This window comes from Mycobacterium shinjukuense (assembly GCF_010730055.1).
Classification (GTDB): Bacteria; Actinomycetota; Actinomycetes; order Mycobacteriales; family Mycobacteriaceae; genus Mycobacterium; species Mycobacterium shinjukuense.
The window spans coordinates 2785676-2802708 of record NZ_AP022575.1 but is presented as its reverse complement, the minus strand read 5'-3'; the positions used below and the strand labels follow the sequence as shown (position 1 = coordinate 2802708).

Genomic DNA, 17033 nt, shown 5'->3' with positions numbered 1-17033 from the left:
GCAAGCGGTGTCAGCCCGGCGTTCCGGGCGCGCCGGGGGCACCGGACAGCAGCCCGCGGCCGCCGCCGCTGCCGCCGCCCCCACCGGTGCCCACGGGGGTGCCGGCCCCGCCCTTGCCGCCGTCGCCGCCGTTGCCCCCGTTGCCGATCAACCCGACGGCGTTGCCGCCATGACCGCCGGCACCGCCCTTACCGCCGCCGGCGGTTCCGGTGCCGGGTCCGCCGGCGTTGGCGGCGCCGCCGGCTCCACCGTTTCCGAACAGCGCCCCACCCTGACCGCCGTTGCCGCCGTTGCCGCCGTTGCCACCGGCTCCGCCGGACCCGCCCTTGGCACCGGTCCCGCCAGCCCCGCCAGCCCCGCCGCTGCCGATCAGCCTGGCGGCGCCGCCGTCACCGCCGGCGCCACCGGATCCACCAGACCCAGCCGGAGCGACGGGGGTTCCGCCGTTTCCGCCGTTTCCGCCGGCCCCGCCGTTGCCGATGAGCCCACCAATGCCGCCGCGTCCGCCGCCGCCGCCGTTCCCACCGGGCCCACCAAGAGCAAGACCGCCAATACCACCGGCGCCGCCAGCGCCGCCGTCGCCGTACAACAGCCCGGCGTCACCGCCGGCACCACCGATCCCGCCCAGTCCGCCTTTGAAACCGACTGCAGCCGCGCCGCCGGCCCCGCCGGCCCCACCGGTGCCGAACAGCCAGGCTTTGCCACCGCCACCGCCGGCCCCGCCATCCCCACCGGGGAAGGCGCCGGCGTTGCCGCCGGCCCCGCCGTGCCCGCCGGCTCCGCCGTTGCCGTACAGCAGCCCACCGGTCGCACCGGTCCCGCCGGTCCCGCCGGCCCCACCGGAATCCCCGGGCACACCCGTTCCGCCGGCCCCGCCGGCTCCGCCGGCCCCGATCAGTCTGGCCTCACCTCCGGCCCCACCGGCGCCACCGGCACCACCAGCCACGCCGGTCCCGCCGCCGCTGTCCCCGCCGGTCCCGCCGGCCCCGCCGTCCCCGCCGTTGCCGAACAACCAACCGCCGGCCCCGCCGGCCCCACCGTGACCGCCGGCCCCGCCGGACTGGCCGAGCGCGCCGGTGCCGCCTTTCCGCCGGCCGCCGGCGCCGCCGGTGCCCCAGAGCCCCGCGCCGCCGCCGGCCCCGCCCAGCCCGCCGACCCCACCCGCGCCAGCAGGACCGCCGAAGGCGACGCCGGCCCCGCCGGTCCCGCCGGGCCCGCCGTTGCCAAACAGCCACCCCCCGGCCCCGCCAGCACCCCCGGGCGCCCCCGCCCCGCCGGCCCCGCCGGCCCCGCCATGGCCGATCAGCCCGGCCGCACCCCCGTTACCACCGGCCTGCCCGGCCGCACCGGCCGCGCCGTTGCCGCCGTTGCCGTACAAGAGGCCGCCCGCCCCACCGTTGCCGCCGGGGGTGGTCGCATCGGCGCCGTCACCGATCAGCGGACGCCCCAACAGCGCCAGGGTGGGCGCGTTGATCAGCGCCAGCAGGTCCTGCTCCAGGCTTTGGGCCGCCGAGGCGTTGACCGCCTCGGCGGCCGAATACGAGTCCGCCGCCGCGGTCAACGCTCGTCCGAACTGCGCATGAAAAGCCGACATCTGGGCGCTGAGCGCCTGATAGGCCTGTCCGTGCGCGCCGAACAGCGCCGCGATCGCCGCCGACACCTCATCGGCGCCCGCGGCCAGCACCCCGGTGGTCTCGGCCGCCGCGGCCGCGTTGGCCGCACTGAGCGCCGACCCGATCCGCGCCACATCCGAGGCCGTCGCCGCCACCCACTGCGGCGCGACAGTCACAAATGACATCACACACCTCCGACCAACCAACCCGGCGGTGGACTCCGGCGATCGCCGGCCTGCACGCTCAACGACGACGCACGCCAACCCATACCCGAAACCCGCTGTACCAGTGACATTTTGGTGATATCGCGACCGCGTCGACGACACAATCGCCAAACCGGCAGCAAAATCATGCAAAGTGCACCTATATCCCCCGACGAAACGTGCTATCTGCCCACGTCGGGGGTGCGGCCAGACCGCCCTACCCCCACCTGCCCCACCACCGGCAGGTTCACGGCGAAGGTTTCGCTGCGGTCCGAGCGGGGTGCAGCCGAGCAGTTGGCTGACCACCGGGGCGCTGATCAAGACCCCCACCAGACCAAGGGAATCCAGCGCAGCCGTGCCTGCGGTTGCCCCTACATGCTGACCTCGCCGAGCACGCCGCGCAGGATGGACTCGATGGTGTCGAACTCGTCTTGACCGCTGATCAGCGGTGGAGCCAGCTGGATGACGGAATCGCCGCGGTCGTCGGTGCGGCAGTACAGCCCGGCGTCCAACAGCGCCGCGGACAGCCGGCCCAGCCGTGCCTGGCGCTCGGAGCCGGTGAAGCTGTGCGTAGTCGCCCGGTCCTTGACCGGCTCGATGCCGAAGGAGTGGCCCTCGCCGCGGACATCGCCGACGATGGGCAGGTCGTGCAACTTCTCCAGGTGGCCAGCAGCGCGGCGGAGTTGCACTGGACGCTAGCGCAGGACGTGGGTGGTGTGCACGGCGCGGGCTGTTATCAGCCGGGCGTTCCGGGCGTGCCCGGGATGCCGAACAGCTGCCCCCCGCTGCCGCCGCTGCCGCCTGGCCCGCCGGCACCAGTGGGGGTCCCAGACGCGCCGGCGCCGCCATCCCCGCCATCTCCGCCGTCGCCGACCAGCCCAATGGCGTTACCGCCATGACCGCCGGCACCGCCCTTGCCGCCGGCTCCTAGTGTGCCTACTCCGCCGCCGCCGCCCTTGCCGCCGGTCCCGCCATGACCGAACAGCACCCCGCCGTGACCGCCATTGCCGCCGTCCCCGCCGTCGCCGCCGACGCCACTGTCCTCGCCCTTGCCGCCGACCCCGCCGGGCCCGCCGGCCCCGCCGCTGCCAATCAGCCCGATGGCATTGCCGCCACGGCCGCCGGCCCCGCCGTCGCCGCTAGCGGCGCCCAAAATGACAGATAAACCACCATTGCCGCCGGCGCCGCCAGCGCCGCCGTCACCGTACACCAGCCCGGCCTCACCGCCGTCCCCGCCGATTCCGCCGTTTCCGCCAACACCACCGTCCCCACCTACGCCGCCGGCGCCGCCGGCGCCGCCGTGGCCGATCAGCCAGGCTTTGCCGCCGCGACCGCCGGCGCCACCGTCCCCAGCGGACGCGGCGGGCCCGCCCGTTCCGCCGGTTCCGCCGTCCCCGCCGTTGCCATACAGCAGCCCGCCGCTGCCACCATGACCGCCGGCCCCGGCGTCTCCGCCGGCACCTCCTCCGGCCCCGCCGGCCCCGCCGGCCCCGCCGGTCCCGATCAGCCTGGCGTCACCCCCGGCCCCGCCGGACCCGCCGGCCCCGCCGGCCCCGCCGCCCCCGCCGATCCCGCCGCCGGCGCCGGCCCCGCCAGGCCCGCCGTTGCCGAACAACCAGCCGCCTGCCCCGCCGGCCCCGCCATGGCCGCCGAGACCACCCGTACCGCCGATACCGCCCTCCCCGCCGACACCGCCGGCACCGCCGGCGCCGCCGGTGCCCCACAGCCCGGCGCCGCCGCCGGCCCCGCCCAACCCACCGGGACCACCCGCGACACCAATGCCGCCGCTGGCCACGCCAGCGCCGCCGGGCCCGCCGGGTCCGCCGTTGCCGAACAACCAGCCCCCGGCCCCGCCGGCGCCACCGGGCGCCCCCGCCCCGCCGGCCCCGCCGGCCCCGCCATGGCCGATCAGCCCGGCCGCACCCCCGTTACCACCGGCCTGCCCCGGGTCACCGAGTGCGCCGTTGCCGCCGTTGCCGTACAAGAGGCCGCCCTCCCCACCGTTGCCGCCGGGGGTGGTCGCATCGGCGCCATCACCGATCAGCGGACGCCCCAACAGCGTCTGGGTGGGCGCATTGATCAGCGCCAGCAGGTCCTGCTCCAGGCTTTGGGCCGCCGAGGCGTTGACCGCCTCGGCGGCGGCATACGAGTCCGCCGCCGCGGTCAACGCAGACACAAACTGCGCATGAAAAGCCGACACCTGGCCGCTCACCGCCTGATAGGCCCGCCCGTGCGCGCCGAACAGCGCCGCGATCGCCGCCGACACCTCATCGGCGCCGGCGGCCAGCAGCCCGGTGGTCGGAGCCGCCGCGGCCGCATTGGCCGCGCTGACCGCCGACCCGATCCGGGTCACATCCGAGGCCGTCGCCGCCACCCACTGCGGTGCCACCATCACAAACGACATCGCACACCTCCGACCAACTCAACCCGGCGTTGGACTCGGCGATCGCGGCCTGCACACCCGACGGCGACGCACGCCGACGCATACCCGGAACCCGTTGTGCCAGTCACATTATGGTGACAGCGCGACCGGGGCAAGGCCTACGTGGTGGTGTAAGACCCTTCCGTGGCAGTTAACCGGTTGGGGTCGGCGTGGTGACGGTCTGCCGGTTGTGGGGGCTGGGTCTGTGCTGGTCAGCGTCGCGGTGTGGTGTTCGGCGGGTTAGGGATGCCTGCGGTTGCCCCTACATGCTGACCTCGCCGAGCACGCCGCGCAGGATGGACTCGATGGTGTCGAACTCGTCTTGACCGCTGATCAGCGGCGGAGCCAGCTGGATGACGGAATCGCCGCGGTCGTCGGTGCGGCAGTACAGCCCGGCGTCCAACAGCGCCGCGGACAGCCGGCCCAGCAGCGCCGCGCGTTCCGCGTCGGTGAAGGTTTGCTTGGTCGCCCGGTCCTTGACCAGTTCGATGCCGAAGAAGTAACCCTCGCCGCGGACATCGCCGACGATGGGCAGGTCGTACAACTTCTCCAGGGTGGCCCGCAGCGCGGGGGAATTCCGCTTGACGTGGTCGTTGAGGCCCTCGCGCTCGAAGATGTCGAGGTTGGCCAGTGCCACGGCCGCCGACACCGGATGACCGCCGAAGGTGTAGCCGTGCGGGAACATGGTTTTGCCGTCGTTGAACGGCTCGAACAACCGGTCGCTGGCGATCATCGCGCCCAGCGGACAGTAGCCCGACGTCAGGCCCTTGGCGCAGGTGATCATGTCGGGCAGGTAGCCGACGTCCCCGATGTCATTGCAGGCGAACATCGACCCGATCCGGCCGAACGCGCAGATCACCTCGTCGGACACCAGCAGCACGTCGTAGAAGTCGCAGATCTCGCGCACCCGCGCGAAATAGCCCGGCGGCGGCGGGATGGGACCGCCCGCGTTCTGCACCGGCTCCACAAACACCGCGGCGACGGTGTCGGGCCCCTCGAACTCGATCGCCTCGGCGATCCGGTCGGCGGCCCACCGCCCAAATTCGGTGACGTCGGTGTGAAACGGGGCGCGATAGAAGTTCGTGTTGGGCACCCGGAAGCCGCCCGGCGCCACCGGCTCAAACGGGGCCTTATACCCCGGCAGACCGGTGATCGCCAACGCGCCCAGGGTGGTGCCGTGGTAGGCGATCGAGCGCGAAATGACCTTGTGTTTACCGGGTTTGCCGGTGAGCTTGAAGTACTGCTTGGCCACCTTCCAGGCGGTTTCGACGGCCTCGGTGCCGCCGCTGGTGAAAAACACCCGGTTCAGGTCCCCGGGCGCGTAGCTGGCCAGGCGCTCGGCGAGCTCGATCGCCGGCGGGGTGGCATACCCCCATAGCGGGAAGTACGCCAGCGTGCCAGCCTGCCGAGCGGCGGCCTCGGCGAGCTCGGCACGGCCGTGACCGACCTGCACCACGAACAGCCCCGACAAGGCGTCCAGGTAGCTCTTGCCGCGGTCGTCGAAAATGGTGACGCCCTGGCCGCGGGTGATGATCGGCGGTGTGATGCCCCCGCCGTGCCGAGCGAAATGCAGCCACAAGTTTCTTGTCATCCTGCCCGCCCAGCGTAGCGCTACCCTCGGGTAATGACCTCGATGCGGGTTTCCGAATTCGAGGAGCTGCGACCGCATCTCATGTCGGTCGCCTACCGGCTGACCGGGACCGTGGCCGACGCCGAGGACATCGTGCAAGAGGCCTGGCTGCGCTGGGACTCACAGGGCACCGTGATCGACGACCCGCGGGCCTGGCTGACCACCGTGGTGAGCCGGATCGGTCTGGACCGGTTGCGGTCGGCGGCCCACCGCCGGGAGACCTACACCGGCAACTGGCTTCCCGAACCGGTGGTCACCGGCTTCGACGATGGCGATCCATTGTCCGCGGTGGTCGCCGCCGAGGACGCCCGGTTCGCGGCGATGGTGGTGCTGGAGCGGCTGCGCCCCGATCAGCGGGTCGCGTTCGTGCTGCACGACGGGTTCGGTGTGCCATTCGCCGAGGTGGCCGAGGTGCTGGGGACCAGCCGGCCCGCGGCGCGGCAGCTGGCCTCGCGGGCCCGCAGGGCCGTGGCCGGGACGGCCGCCGCGCCGCCCCTTGTTTTGAAGCGGCCCGATCCCAGCCACAACGAGGTGGTCGGGCGGCTGATGGCCGCCATGGCCACCGGCGACCTGGACACCGTGGTGTCGCTGTTGCATCCCGACGTGACCTTCACCGGCGATTCGGACGGCAAGGCCGCCACCGCGGCCCGCGTCATCCGCGGCGCCGACAAGGTGGTCCGGTTCATGCTCGGGCTGGCCCGCCGCTACGGCCCGTCGTTCTACACGGCGAATCGGTTGGCGCTGGTCAATGGGGAACTGGGCGCCTACACGCCCGGCTTCCCCGCGGTAGACGGGCATCGGGCGATGGCGCCGCGGATCACCGCCATCACCGTGCGCGACGGAAGGGTCTGCGCGCTCTGGGATATCGCCAACCCCGACAAGTTCACCGGTTCTCCGCTGCGTCGGCGTCAGGGGTAGCCCACGGGATACGGCAGGCGTCCCCGGAATTGAAGCCCTGCTCGGTGATGCCCAGCGCGGAATACATCCGGGCGCGCATGTTCTCCACGCCGATCTGATAGGTCAGCTCGATCACCCCGGCATCCCCGAAGCGGGCCAGCAGATCGGCGACCTGCTCGTCGGTGACCGAATGCGGGTCGGTGGTCATTGCGTGGGCATAGGCGATGGCGGCGCGCTCGTCGTCGCTGAAGCGGGGCGACGTCGCGTAGTCGTCGATCTCAGTGAGCCGTTCGACGTCGAGGCCGTCCAGGCGCTGCAGCATGGAGCCGAAGTCCACGCACCACGAGCAGCCGATGGTGCGCGCGGTCCACAACACCGCCAGCTCGCGTGCGCTGACCGGCAGTGTGCGCGACGCGCGTTGCAGCAGGGTCTCGTGCACCGCGTTGGCGAGCAGCAGACGGGGGTGATGAGCGGCCACGGTGAACGGCTCGGGGACCTCCCCGAAGCGCCGCCTGGCGACTCGGTACATGGCGCGCACCAGCAGGCCGGCGCGCTGGGGGGGCAGGGGTTGGATGCGGGTTTTGGATGTCATACCCGTGAGACGAGACGGGCCGCCGTGATGTGACGCGCACCGGCTCTGCGCGAGCAGACGCAAAATCGCCTCAAAACCACTGGTTTTGGGTGATTTTGCGTCTGCTCGCCCGCTCAGCGGGAGAACATGATCGCGCGCTTGACCTCTTGGATCGCCTTGGTCACCTCGATGCCCCGCGGGCAGGATTCGGTGCAGTTGAACGTGGTGCGGCAGCGCCACACGCCGTCGACCTCGTTGAGGATGTCCAGGCGCTCGCCGGCGGCCTCGTCGCGGCTGTCGAAGATGAAGCGGTGCGCGTTGACGATCGCCGCCGGGCCGAAGTAGCTGCCCTCGTTCCAGAACACCGGACAGCTGGTGGTGCAGCACGCGCACAGGATGCACTTGGTGGTGTCGTCGTAGCGCGCGCGGTCGGTCGGGCTCTGGATCCGCTCCCGGGTGGGCGGGTTGCCGCTGGTGATCAGGTACGGCTTGATCGCCCGGTAGGCGTCGAAGAACGGCTCCATGTCGACCACCAGGTCCTTGAGCACCGGTAGCCCGCGGATCGGCTCGACGGTGACGGTCGGGAATTTGCCCGGCTTGTTCGGCCGCTTGGGCAGCAGGTCACGCATCAGCACCTTGCAGGCCAGCCGGTTGACACCGTTGATCCGCATGGCGTCCGACCCGCACACCCCGTGGGCGCAGGAGCGCCGGAAGGTCAGCGTCCCGTCCAGGTAGCCCTTGATGTAGATGAGCAGGTTGAGCAACCGGTCGGTGGGCAGGCACGGCACCCGGAAGCTCTGCCAGCCGCCGGTGGCCGCGAACGCCTCGGGGTCGTCGGGGTTGTACCGGGCGATCTTCACGGTCACCATCACCGCACCGTCGGGAACCGGCGGCAGGGGTGGCTCCAGCGTCTCAACCTCGGCAGTCATCAGTACTTCCGTTCCTTGGGTTCGTAACGGGTCTGCACGACGGGTTTGAAGTCCAGCCTGATGTCGCTGAGCAGCTCGGTGCCCTCCTTGTAGGCCCCAATTTCCTTGTAGGCCATGGTGTGGCGCATGTAGTTGACGTCGTCCCGGTTGGGGTAGTCCTGCCGGGCGTGCCCGCCGCGGGACTCCTTGCGGTTGAGCGCGCCCGCCACGGTAACCTCGGCCAGCTCCAGCAAAAAGCCCAGCTCGATGGCTTCCAGCAGGTCGCTGTTGAAGCGTTTCCCCTTGTCGTGCACCGTGATTCGGGAGTACCGCTCCTTGAGTGCGTGAATGTCCTTCAGCGCCTGCTTCAGCGTCTCCTCGGTGCGGAACACCGCGGCGTTGTTGTCCATCGACTGCTGCAAAGCCCCACGGATGTCGGCGACGCGCTCGTTGCCGTGCTCGGACAGGATGTCGCGCACCCAACCCACCACCATCGCCGCCGGATCCGGCGGCATGTCGGTGAAGTCGTGGGTGCGCGCGTAATTGGCCGCGGCGATGCCGGCCCGGCGGCCGAAGACGTTGATGTCCAACAGCGAGTTGGTGCCCAGCCGATTGGCGCCGTGCACCGACACGCAGGCGCATTCCCCGGCCGCGTACAGGCCGGGGACGGTGTGGGTGTTGTCCCGCAGCACCTGTCCGGTCACCGTGGTCGGGATGCCGCCCATCACGTAGTGACACGTCGGGTAGACCGGGACCAGCTCGTGCACCGGGTCCACGCCCAGGTAGGTGCGGGCGAACTCGGTGATGTCGGGCAGCTTGGCCTCCAGCACCTGCTCACCGAGGTGGCGGACATCGATGTAAACGTAATCCTTGTTGGGGCCGGCGCCGCGGCCCTCCAGCACTTCCAGCACCATCGAGCGGGCGACGATGTCGCGGGGCGCCAGGTCGACGATCGTCGGGGCATAGCGTTCCATGAAGCGTTCGCCGTCGGCGTTGAGCAGCCGCCCGCCCTCGCCGCGCACCGCCTCGGAGATCAAGATGCCCAGGCCCGCCAGGCCGGTCGGGTGGAACTGGTGAAACTCCATGTCCTCCAACGGAAGTCCCTTACGGAAGACGATGCCGATGCCGTCGCCGGTCAGCGTGTGGGCGTTGGAGGTGGTCTTGTACATGCGGCCGGAGCCGCCGGTGGCGATCACGATGGCCTTGGCGTGGAAGACGTGAATTTCGCCCGTCGCGAACTCGTAGGCGATGACTCCGGTGGCCACCGGGCCGGTGGGGGTCTGGGTCAGCGCCAGGTCGAGCGCGTAGAACTCGTTGAAGAACTCGACGTCGTGCTTGACGCAGTTCTGGTACAGCGTTTGCAGGATCATGTGGCCGGTGCGGTCGGCGGCGTAGCAGGCCCGGCGCACCGGGGCCTTGCCGTGGTCGCGGGTGTGCCCGCCGAAGCGGCGCTGGTCGATGCGGCCCTCGGGGGTGCGGTTGAACGGCATCCCCATCTTCTCCAGGTCGAGCACCGCGTCGATGGCTTCCTTGCACATGATCTCCACGGCGTCCTGGTCGGCGAGGTAGTCGCCGCCCTTGACGGTGTCGAACGTGTGCCATTCCCAGTTGTCTTCTTCGACGTTGGCCAGCGCGGCGCACATGCCGCCCTGGGCGGCGCCGGTGTGGCTGCGGGTGGGGTACAGCTTGGTCAGCACCGCGGTGCGCACCCGCGGACCCGCCTCCACCGCGGCCCGCATCCCGGCACCGCCCGCGCCGACGATCACCACGTCGTATCGGTGCTGCTGGATCACCGGTCAGCCTCCGATGTTCGGGTCGAACGTGACCAGGATGTAGGTGCCCAGCATCAGCGTGAACGTCATCGACACCGCCAGCAGCGCGTTCAGCCAGAACCGGGTGCTGTTCTTGCGGCTGTAGTCGTCGATGATGGTGCGGATGCCGTTGCCGCCGTGCAGCTGCGCCAGCCACAACAACAGCAGGTCCCAGGTCTGCCAGAATGGGGACGCCCAGCGCTGCGCCACGAAGTTGAAGTCGAGGCGGTACACGCCGTCGTCCCACATCAGCATGATGAAGATGTGCCCGACCGCCAGGAACACCAGCACGATCCCGGAGAACCGCATGAACAGCCACGCGAATTTCTCGAAGTTGGGGATGCCGGCGCGCCGCCGGGGCGACCGCGGATTGTCCAGGCTGGCCGGCCGATCGTAGCTGCGCTGCCGCACCGGTGCCAGCTGGCCGGGGCCGAGCTGCAGATCGGGCGCGCTCATCGCAGGTGCTCCCAGATGTGCACGCCCACCACCACCCCGGCGGGAACCATCAGCAGCAGGAAGACGCTGCCCACGATCCACAACATCAGCCGCTGGTGGCGGGGGCCGTCGGCCCAGAAGTCGATCAGGATCACCCGGACCCCGTTCAGCGCGTGGAACAGCACCGCGGCCACCAGGCCGTATTCCATCAGGCCGACAACGGGGGTCTTGTAGGTCGCCAGCACCGCGTTGTAGGTCTGCGGACTCACCCGCAGCACCGCGGCGTCGAGCACATGGACGAACAAGAAGAAGAAAATGGTCGCGCCGCTGATGCGATGGCAAACCCAAGACCACATGCCGGGATCTCCCCGATACAGCGTCCGAGGTGGTCGCCGCTTGCGCGATGGTGCCGGGTCCGCGGTCGTCGCCTGCGTACTCACCCCAGTCCTCACCGCCTTCAAAAACCGTCGTCACACAGCTCTAGCCGGGCAATCGAGCTTAACGTGACCGGGTTGCCGACGGTACCGATCGGTCCGATCCGCAGCTCGTGTCGCTGGGGAGTTAGGGTGGGCCTGCTGAGGTGGGCCCATCGGCGAGCGGGGTTGCGTAATGCCAGACGTTGATTGGAATATGCTGCGGCACAAGGCAATCCAGGCATCGGCCGCAGCGTACGCGCCCTACTCGCGGTTGGCAGTGGGGGCGGCCGCACTGGTCGACGACGGCCGTGTGGTCACCGGATGCAACGTGGAGAATGTCAGCTACGGCCTTGGGTTGTGCGCCGAATGCGGCGTGGTGTGCGCGCTGTATGCGACCGGCGGCGGCCGACTGCTCGCGTTGGCGTGTGTCGACGGGGCCGGGTCCCCGCTGATGCCGTGCGGGCGCTGTCGCCAAGTGCTGCTCGAGCACGGCGGCGCCGAGCTGCTGATCGACCATCCGAACGGGCCCCGTCGCCTCGGCGAGCTGCTGCCCGACGCCTTCGGTGCCGACGACCTGACCCGGGAACGTCGGTGACCGACGTCGGATTCGACGCCCCGACGGTCATCCGGACCAAGCGCGACGGGGGCCGGCTGTCCGATGCCGCGATCGACTGGGTGATCGAGGCCTACACCGACGGCCGGGTCGCCGCCGAACAGATGTCGGCGCTGCTGATGGCGATCGTCTGGCGCGGCATGGACCGCGGCGAGATCGCCAGGTGGACCGCGGCCATGGTGGCCTCCGGCGCGCGGCTGGATTTCACCGATCTGCGCGCGGCCGGCAGGCCACTCGCGACCGTGGATAAGCACTCCACCGGCGGCGTCGGGGACAAGATCACGCTGCCGTTGGTGCCGGTGGTGGTCGCCTGTGGCGGCGCGGTGCCGCAAGCGTCCGGGCGTGGGCTGGGGCACACCGGCGGCACCCTGGACAAGCTGGAATCCATCGCCGGGTTCACCGCGAACCTGTCCAACCGCCGAGTGCGGGAACAGCTGCGCGACGTGGGCGCCGCCATCTTCGCCGCCGGCGAGCTGGCACCCGCCGATGCCAAGCTCTACGCGCTGCGCGACGTCACCGGCACCGTCGAATCCGTGCCGTTGATCGCGAGCTCGGTGATGAGCAAGAAGCTGGCCGAGGGGGCGGGCGCGCTGGTGCTCGACGTCAAGGTCGGCTCCGGGGCCTTCATGACATCGGAAGCGCAGGCGCGCGAACTGGCGCACACCATGGTCGAGCTGGGCACCGCACACGGGGTGCCCACCCACGCGCTGCTGACGGACATGAACCGCCCGTTGGGCTCGACCGTCGGCAACGCGCTCGAGGTTGCCGAGGCCCTCGAGGTGTTGGCCGGCGGCGGGCCGCCCGATGTGGTGGCGCTGACGTTGCGGTTGGCGGCCGAGATGCTCGCGCTGGCCGGGATCGACGGCCGCGACCCCGCGCACACGCTGCAGGACGGCACCGCGATGGACCGGTTCCGCCGGTTGATAGCCGCCCAGGGCGGGGATCTGTCGGCGCCATTGCCGATCGGCGCACATTCGGAGATCGTGCGCGCACACCGAGGCGGCACAATGGGCGACATCGACGCGATGGCAGTGGGGTTGGCGGCATGGCGGCTCGGTGCGGGCAGATCCCGCCCGGGTGAGCGGGTGCAGCACGGCGCCGGGGTGAGAATCCACCGCCGCCCCGGGCAGCCGGTGGCCGTCGGGGACCCGGTGTTCACCCTCTACACGGACGCCCCGGACCGGCTCGGCGCGGCGCTGGCCGAGCTGGACGGCGGTTGGAGCGTCGGCGACACGCCACCGGAGCCGAGGCCCCTCATCCTCGATCGGATCACCGGATGACCACCCCGTTGAACCTGCACACGATCAGGCAGGCGCCCAAGGCCCTGCTGCACGACCACCTGGACGGCGGACTGCGCCCGGCCAGCGTGCTGGACATCGCCGGCCAGATCGGCTACGACGGGTTGCCGGCCACCGACGTCGACGCGCTGGCGACGTGGTTTCACACCCGGTCGCACAGCCGCTCGCTGGAACGCTACCTGGAACCGTTCTCGCACACCGTCGCGGTGATGCAGACGCCGGAGGCGCTGTACCGGGTCGCCTACGAGTGCGTGGAAGATCTGGCCGCCGATTCGGTGGTGTATGCCGAGGTGCGGTTCGCGCCGGAGTTGCACATCAATCGGGGGTTGTCGTTCGACGGTGTGGTCGATGCCGTGCTGGCGGGTTTCGCGGCCGGCGAGAAGGCCTGTGCCGCCGAGGGCCGCCCCATCACGGTGCGCTGTCTGGTCACCGCGATGCGGCACGCCGCGATGTCGCGCGAGATCGCCGAGCTGGCGATCCGGTTCCGCGACAAGGGGGTGGTCGGCTTCGACATCGCCGGCGCGGAAGCCGGCCACCCACCGACTAGGCACCTGGACGCCTTCGAGTACATGCGGGACAACAACGCGCGCTTCACCATTCATGCCGGTGAGGGGTTTGGGCTGCCGTCCATTCACGAGGCGATCGCCTTCTGCGGGGCCGACCGGCTGGGCCACGGGGTGCGTATCGTCGACGACATCCGCGTCGACCCGGATGGCGCGGTGAAGCTGGGCAGGCTGGCGTCGATCTTGCGGGACAAGCGAATCCCGTTGGAGCTGTGCCCCAGCTCCAACGTGCAGACCGGCGCGGTGGCCAGCATCGCCGACCACCCGTTCGACCTGTTGGCCCGCACCCGTTTCCGGGTGACCGTCAACACCGACAACCGGCTGATGAGCGATACCTCGATGAGCCTGGAAATGCACCGCCTGGTCGAGGCATTCGGCTACGGCTGGAGTGACCTCGAACGTTTCACCATCAATGCGATGAAGTCGGCGTTCATTCCGTTCGACGAGCGGCTGGCGATCATCGACGAGGTGATCAAGCCCCGGTTCGCGGTGCTGATCGGGTAGGGGCTGACTCCCATGACGTCGGGCGCCGGTGAGGTGCCGCGCCAAACAGGCCACCGCGACGCGCAGGCCCCATGTCGTCGCCGGCTGGCGGCGCTACTCGCGCCTGAGCCGCGACGCGCAGGCCCCATGTCGTCGCCGGCTGGCGGCGCTACTCGCGCCTGAGCCGCGACGCGCAGGCCCCATGTCGTCGCCGGCTGGCGGCGCTACTCGCGCCTGAGCCGCGACTCCACGAAGGACTCCAACTTTTCCCATTCCCGCACCGCCGCGGCATACGGCGCCGCGGGTTTGCCCACCGAGCCCGGTTCCAGCACGTGGGCGACCAGTTTGCCCAGCGGCTTGCCGGAATCGAGTGCCTTGTCGACCGTGCTCTCCTGCGAGTAGTCACCGATATCGCGCAACAGCTCGACGGCCAGGTCGAGCTGCTCGCGATCCACCGCGTCGGGACCCTCGGCCAGATCGTCGGCCAGCCCGCTGAGCACGTAGACGTTGTCGTCGGTGATCTCCACCTTCAACGAGCCGTCGGTGGCTGCGGCGCGGATGTCGTCGTAGGTGCTCAAATCCGACAGGTCGTGGTCGTGCTCGTCGGCCAGGTAGCGCGCCAGCGCCCGCTCGGAGCTGAACACGCTGATCCGACCATTGCGGCCCAAAAAGATCGGCCGGTCGTCCAGGTAGCAGCGCAGCGTATAAAACGTGCCGGCACCCGTCATGATCTGGATCGGGTCGATACCCACCTGCGACCAGAAGTCCTTGTCGCCGCCCAGCACCACGGTGTCGCCGGCCGCGCGGGACTCGTCGTCCTCCTCGGCGTCATCGGCAGCCGCCTCGTCCACGGACTCCTCGCCGGTCGCGTCGCCGCCCTCGGGCTGCAGTTCTGCCGCGGGTTCCTCGGCCAATTCGTCGGCGGCCCTGGCCGCCAGGTCGGCGTCGACGTCGGGGGTGGTGACGACCTCGTCGATGGCCGCAAGCACGTCGTCCCAGCCGCGCGCGATGATCTCGGCGATCGAGTTCCAGCGCTTCCGGCCGGCCTTGCCGGTGAAGTAGTCGATTCCGCCGGACACCGTGCCCAGGGTCGGGTTCCCGTTGAAAAACTTCGATATCGCCGCCCGCTCGCACACCTCCCCGATGGACGACACGATCGCCAGCGTGGCGGCCAGCGCGGCCACCGACTTCTCGGTCGGCTTGTCCGCCAGCAACTCCTCGACGACCACCAGATCGAAACGCCGGTCCTCGGCCGGATCGAAGGCGTGCGCGTGCGCCTCGGTCAGATCCGGCCACGCCGGGTGGTCCACCAGGTCGTTGTCGGTGCCGGAGCGCACGAATGCGACCAGGTCAGCCACGCTCTGGAAGGCATACAGCTCGTCGCCCTTACCCAGGAACGCTTCCCACTCGTCGCCGGCATCGCGCCACCGGGGTGCCCACAGCGTGTAGCGGTCGCCCTCGGACAGGCTCAGGCGGATGGGCACGAGGTCAGCAGCCATGCGGCACAGAATAGCGACGGCCGCCGGGTCCACCGGCAGTCGGCCCGACAGCGGTTACGGGGCCCAGATGTCCACGATGGGTGAAGCATTCGCCGCATGACCCGTCTTGGGTAGCCCATACATCTGCTCCAGCGTGGCGAGCACGTTGTAATGGTTGATGGCCTCCTGGTAGGTGCCGGGCCGCACGTGGGCGCCGTAGAACACCGTCGGGATCTGGTTGCGGCTGCTGTGGTCGTCCTCGTCCCAGGTCACGATCAGCAGGCTGTTGTTGGCCCTGGACCAGTCGGCGTAGGCGGACAGGTGGCGGTTCAGCCAGGCGTCGCCCCGGGCGATCGAGCCGTCGTGCATGTTGTTGTCGTTGTTGGGGATGACGAACGACACGGTCGGCAGGCTCGGGTAGTTCGCCGGCGGCGGGAACGCAGAAAACGGCACCGAGAGCGTCGGCGGGACGTTGCTGAAGTTGACCCAGGGCACATGCTTGCGCCCATATTTACCCGCGGCGCAGACGGTGGATCCGACCGCCGGCAGATCTTCGGCGTAGCCGACGAACGTGTGCCCAGCGGCGAGCAGCTCCGAGGCCAGGTTGGGCATGGTGCCGCCGTCGACCGGGCACACGTTTTTCGTCAATCCGAAGGTGTCGCCGGCGAACAGCGCCAGATAGTTCGGTTCGCTGGGGTGCGTTTCGGCGAACGACTGGGCCATCATGGCGCCGCCCGCGGCCAACGCGTTGATGAAGGGCGCCTCCCCGTTGCCGATGATGGCCGACTGAGAGCGGTTCTCCTCCACCACGATCACCACGTGAGCGAACGTCGGCAGGGCGGCCGCCGCCCGGCCGATGCGAGCCGGGGTGCCTACCGGGTCGGCCGATAATGCCAGCGCCACCGCACCCAACACCGCCAGCGCCCGGTGCGCCCCGGCCAGGCCTCGTCTGAGGGCTTGCATGCCGGGAAGTATATGGGCGGGCCTGGCCCGTCCAGGTCATGGACGCACGGGCATCGGCGGGCTGTACGAGAAACGAGGTCGCATCGTTATATAGGGTCACACCCCGTGGAAGTGCGCGTCATTGACCACCCGCTGGCCGCGGCCCGGCTCACCACGCTGCGCGACGAACGCACCGACAACGCGGCCTTCCGGGCCGCGCTGCGCGAGCTGACGCTGATCCTGGTCTACGAGGCCACCCGCGATGCGCCCAGTGCGCCGGTCCCGATCCGCACGCCGCTGGCCGAGACCGTCGGATCGCGGCTGGCCAAACCGCCTCTGCTGGTTCCCGTGCTGCGGGCCGGGCTGGGCATGGTCGACGAGGCGCACGCCGCGCTGCCGGAAGCGCGCGTCGGCTTTGTCGGTGTCGCCCGCGACGAGCAAACCCACCGTCCGGTGCCCTATCTAGAATCGCTGCCCGACGATCTGACCGACCTGCCGGTCATGGTCCTGGACCCCATGCTGGCCACCGGGGGGTCGATGACGCACACCGTCGGCCTGTTGCTGGGCCGGGGGGCCACGGACATCACCGTGCTGTGTGTGGTGGCGGCGCCGGAGGGGATCGCGGCCCTGGAGCAGGCGGCGCCGAACGTACGGTTGGTCACCGCGGCCATCGACGACGGGCTCAACGAGATCGCCTATATCGTGCCGGGTCTCGGCGATGCCGGCGACCGCCAGTTCGGCCCGCGCTGA

14 protein-coding genes and 2 pseudogenes are annotated in these 17033 nt (G+C 70.5%); 5 read left to right on the top strand and 11 right to left on the bottom strand.

The window, feature by feature from the left end; all coding sequences use genetic code 11:
* Window positions 1-10: 10 nt before the first annotated feature.
* The 4 genes and pseudogenes from G6N20_RS12720 to G6N20_RS12705 form a co-directional block, all read right to left on the bottom strand.
* Window positions 11-1798, bottom strand: coding sequence for a PE family protein (locus G6N20_RS12720; RefSeq protein WP_163662993.1), 1788 nt, complete (start codon window positions 1796-1798; stop codon window positions 11-13).
* Between the two features lie 389 nt (window positions 1799-2187).
* Window positions 2188-2478 (bottom strand): annotated as a pseudogene (locus G6N20_RS12715) (aspartate aminotransferase family protein); the annotation flags it as partial.
* Window positions 2479-2552: 74 nt separating this feature from the next.
* Window positions 2553-4220 carry a PE family protein gene (locus G6N20_RS12710; protein WP_163662990.1) on the bottom strand — a complete coding sequence of 556 codons (1668 nt, stop codon included), beginning with the start codon at window positions 4218-4220 and terminating at the stop codon, window positions 2553-2555.
* Between the two features lie 280 nt (window positions 4221-4500).
* The gene (locus G6N20_RS12705; RefSeq protein WP_083048724.1) at window positions 4501-5829 is read right to left on the bottom strand and encodes an aspartate aminotransferase family protein; all 1329 of its coding nucleotides are present in this window, start codon (window positions 5827-5829) and stop codon (window positions 4501-4503) included.
* A gap of 42 nt (window positions 5830-5871) precedes the next feature.
* Here G6N20_RS12705 and G6N20_RS12700 point away from each other — a divergent pair, with 42 nt between their 5' ends.
* Complete coding sequence (locus G6N20_RS12700) at window positions 5872-6786, top strand: sigma-70 family RNA polymerase sigma factor (RefSeq protein ID WP_142272053.1); 915 nt, start codon at window positions 5872-5874, stop codon at window positions 6784-6786.
* On the opposite strand, the pseudogene G6N20_RS12695 reads toward G6N20_RS12700, so the two are convergent.
* The 5 genes and pseudogenes from G6N20_RS12695 to sdhC all read right to left on the bottom strand — a co-directional run.
* A pseudogene (locus tag G6N20_RS12695) lies at window positions 6752-7405 on the bottom strand (carboxymuconolactone decarboxylase family protein); the annotation flags it as partial. The gene G6N20_RS12700 and the pseudogene G6N20_RS12695 sit on opposite strands and share 35 nt — an antisense overlap.
* A gap of 65 nt (window positions 7406-7470) precedes the next feature.
* Complete coding sequence (locus G6N20_RS12690; RefSeq protein WP_163662987.1) at window positions 7471-8265, bottom strand: succinate dehydrogenase iron-sulfur subunit; 795 nt, start codon at window positions 8263-8265, stop codon at window positions 7471-7473.
* Window positions 8265-10037, bottom strand: a complete 1773-nt coding sequence (gene sdhA, locus G6N20_RS12685) for a succinate dehydrogenase flavoprotein subunit (RefSeq protein WP_083048712.1) — start codon at window positions 10035-10037, stop codon at window positions 8265-8267. Before sdhA ends, G6N20_RS12690 begins: the two co-directional genes overlap by 1 nt.
* 3 nt (window positions 10038-10040) lie before the next feature.
* A complete protein-coding gene (locus tag G6N20_RS12680) occupies window positions 10041-10511 on the bottom strand; it encodes a succinate dehydrogenase hydrophobic membrane anchor subunit (protein ID WP_083048709.1) in 471 nt (156 codons plus the stop codon).
* Entirely contained in the window at window positions 10508-10846 is a 339-nt protein-coding gene (gene sdhC / locus G6N20_RS12675; protein ID WP_232065337.1) for a succinate dehydrogenase, cytochrome b556 subunit, read from the bottom strand. Before sdhC ends, G6N20_RS12680 begins: the two co-directional genes overlap by 4 nt.
* 253 nt (window positions 10847-11099) lie before the next feature.
* On the opposite strand from sdhC, the gene G6N20_RS12670 reads away from it, so the two are divergent.
* The 3 genes from G6N20_RS12670 to G6N20_RS12660 are packed head-to-tail and all read left to right on the top strand — an operon-like array spanning window position 11100 to window position 13884.
* Entirely contained in the window at window positions 11100-11501 is a 402-nt protein-coding gene (locus G6N20_RS12670; RefSeq protein ID WP_083048703.1) for a cytidine deaminase, read from the top strand.
* A complete protein-coding gene (locus G6N20_RS12665; protein WP_083048700.1) occupies window positions 11498-12799 on the top strand; it encodes a thymidine phosphorylase in 1302 nt (433 codons plus the stop codon). The genes G6N20_RS12670 and G6N20_RS12665 overlap by 4 nt, the downstream gene beginning before the upstream one ends.
* Window positions 12796-13884 (top strand): adenosine deaminase, encoded by a 1089-nt coding sequence (locus G6N20_RS12660; protein ID WP_083048697.1) that lies wholly within the window; start codon window positions 12796-12798, stop codon window positions 13882-13884. Before G6N20_RS12665 ends, G6N20_RS12660 begins: the two co-directional genes overlap by 4 nt.
* Before the next feature lie 203 nt (window positions 13885-14087).
* Here G6N20_RS12660 and satS read toward each other — a convergent pair whose 3' ends face one another.
* Window positions 14088-15362 carry a protein export chaperone SatS gene (gene satS / locus G6N20_RS12655; protein ID WP_083048739.1) on the bottom strand — a complete coding sequence of 425 codons (1275 nt, stop codon included), beginning with the start codon at window positions 15360-15362 and terminating at the stop codon, window positions 14088-14090.
* A gap of 54 nt (window positions 15363-15416) precedes the next feature.
* On the bottom strand, window positions 15417-16316 hold the full coding sequence (locus tag G6N20_RS12650; protein ID WP_142272050.1) for an alkaline phosphatase family protein: 900 nt from the start codon (window positions 16314-16316) through the stop codon (window positions 15417-15419).
* Window positions 16317-16409: 93 nt separating this feature from the next.
* On the opposite strand from G6N20_RS12650, the gene upp reads away from it, so the two are divergent.
* Complete coding sequence (gene upp, locus G6N20_RS12645; RefSeq protein ID WP_083048693.1) at window positions 16410-17033, top strand: uracil phosphoribosyltransferase; 624 nt, start codon at window positions 16410-16412, stop codon at window positions 17031-17033.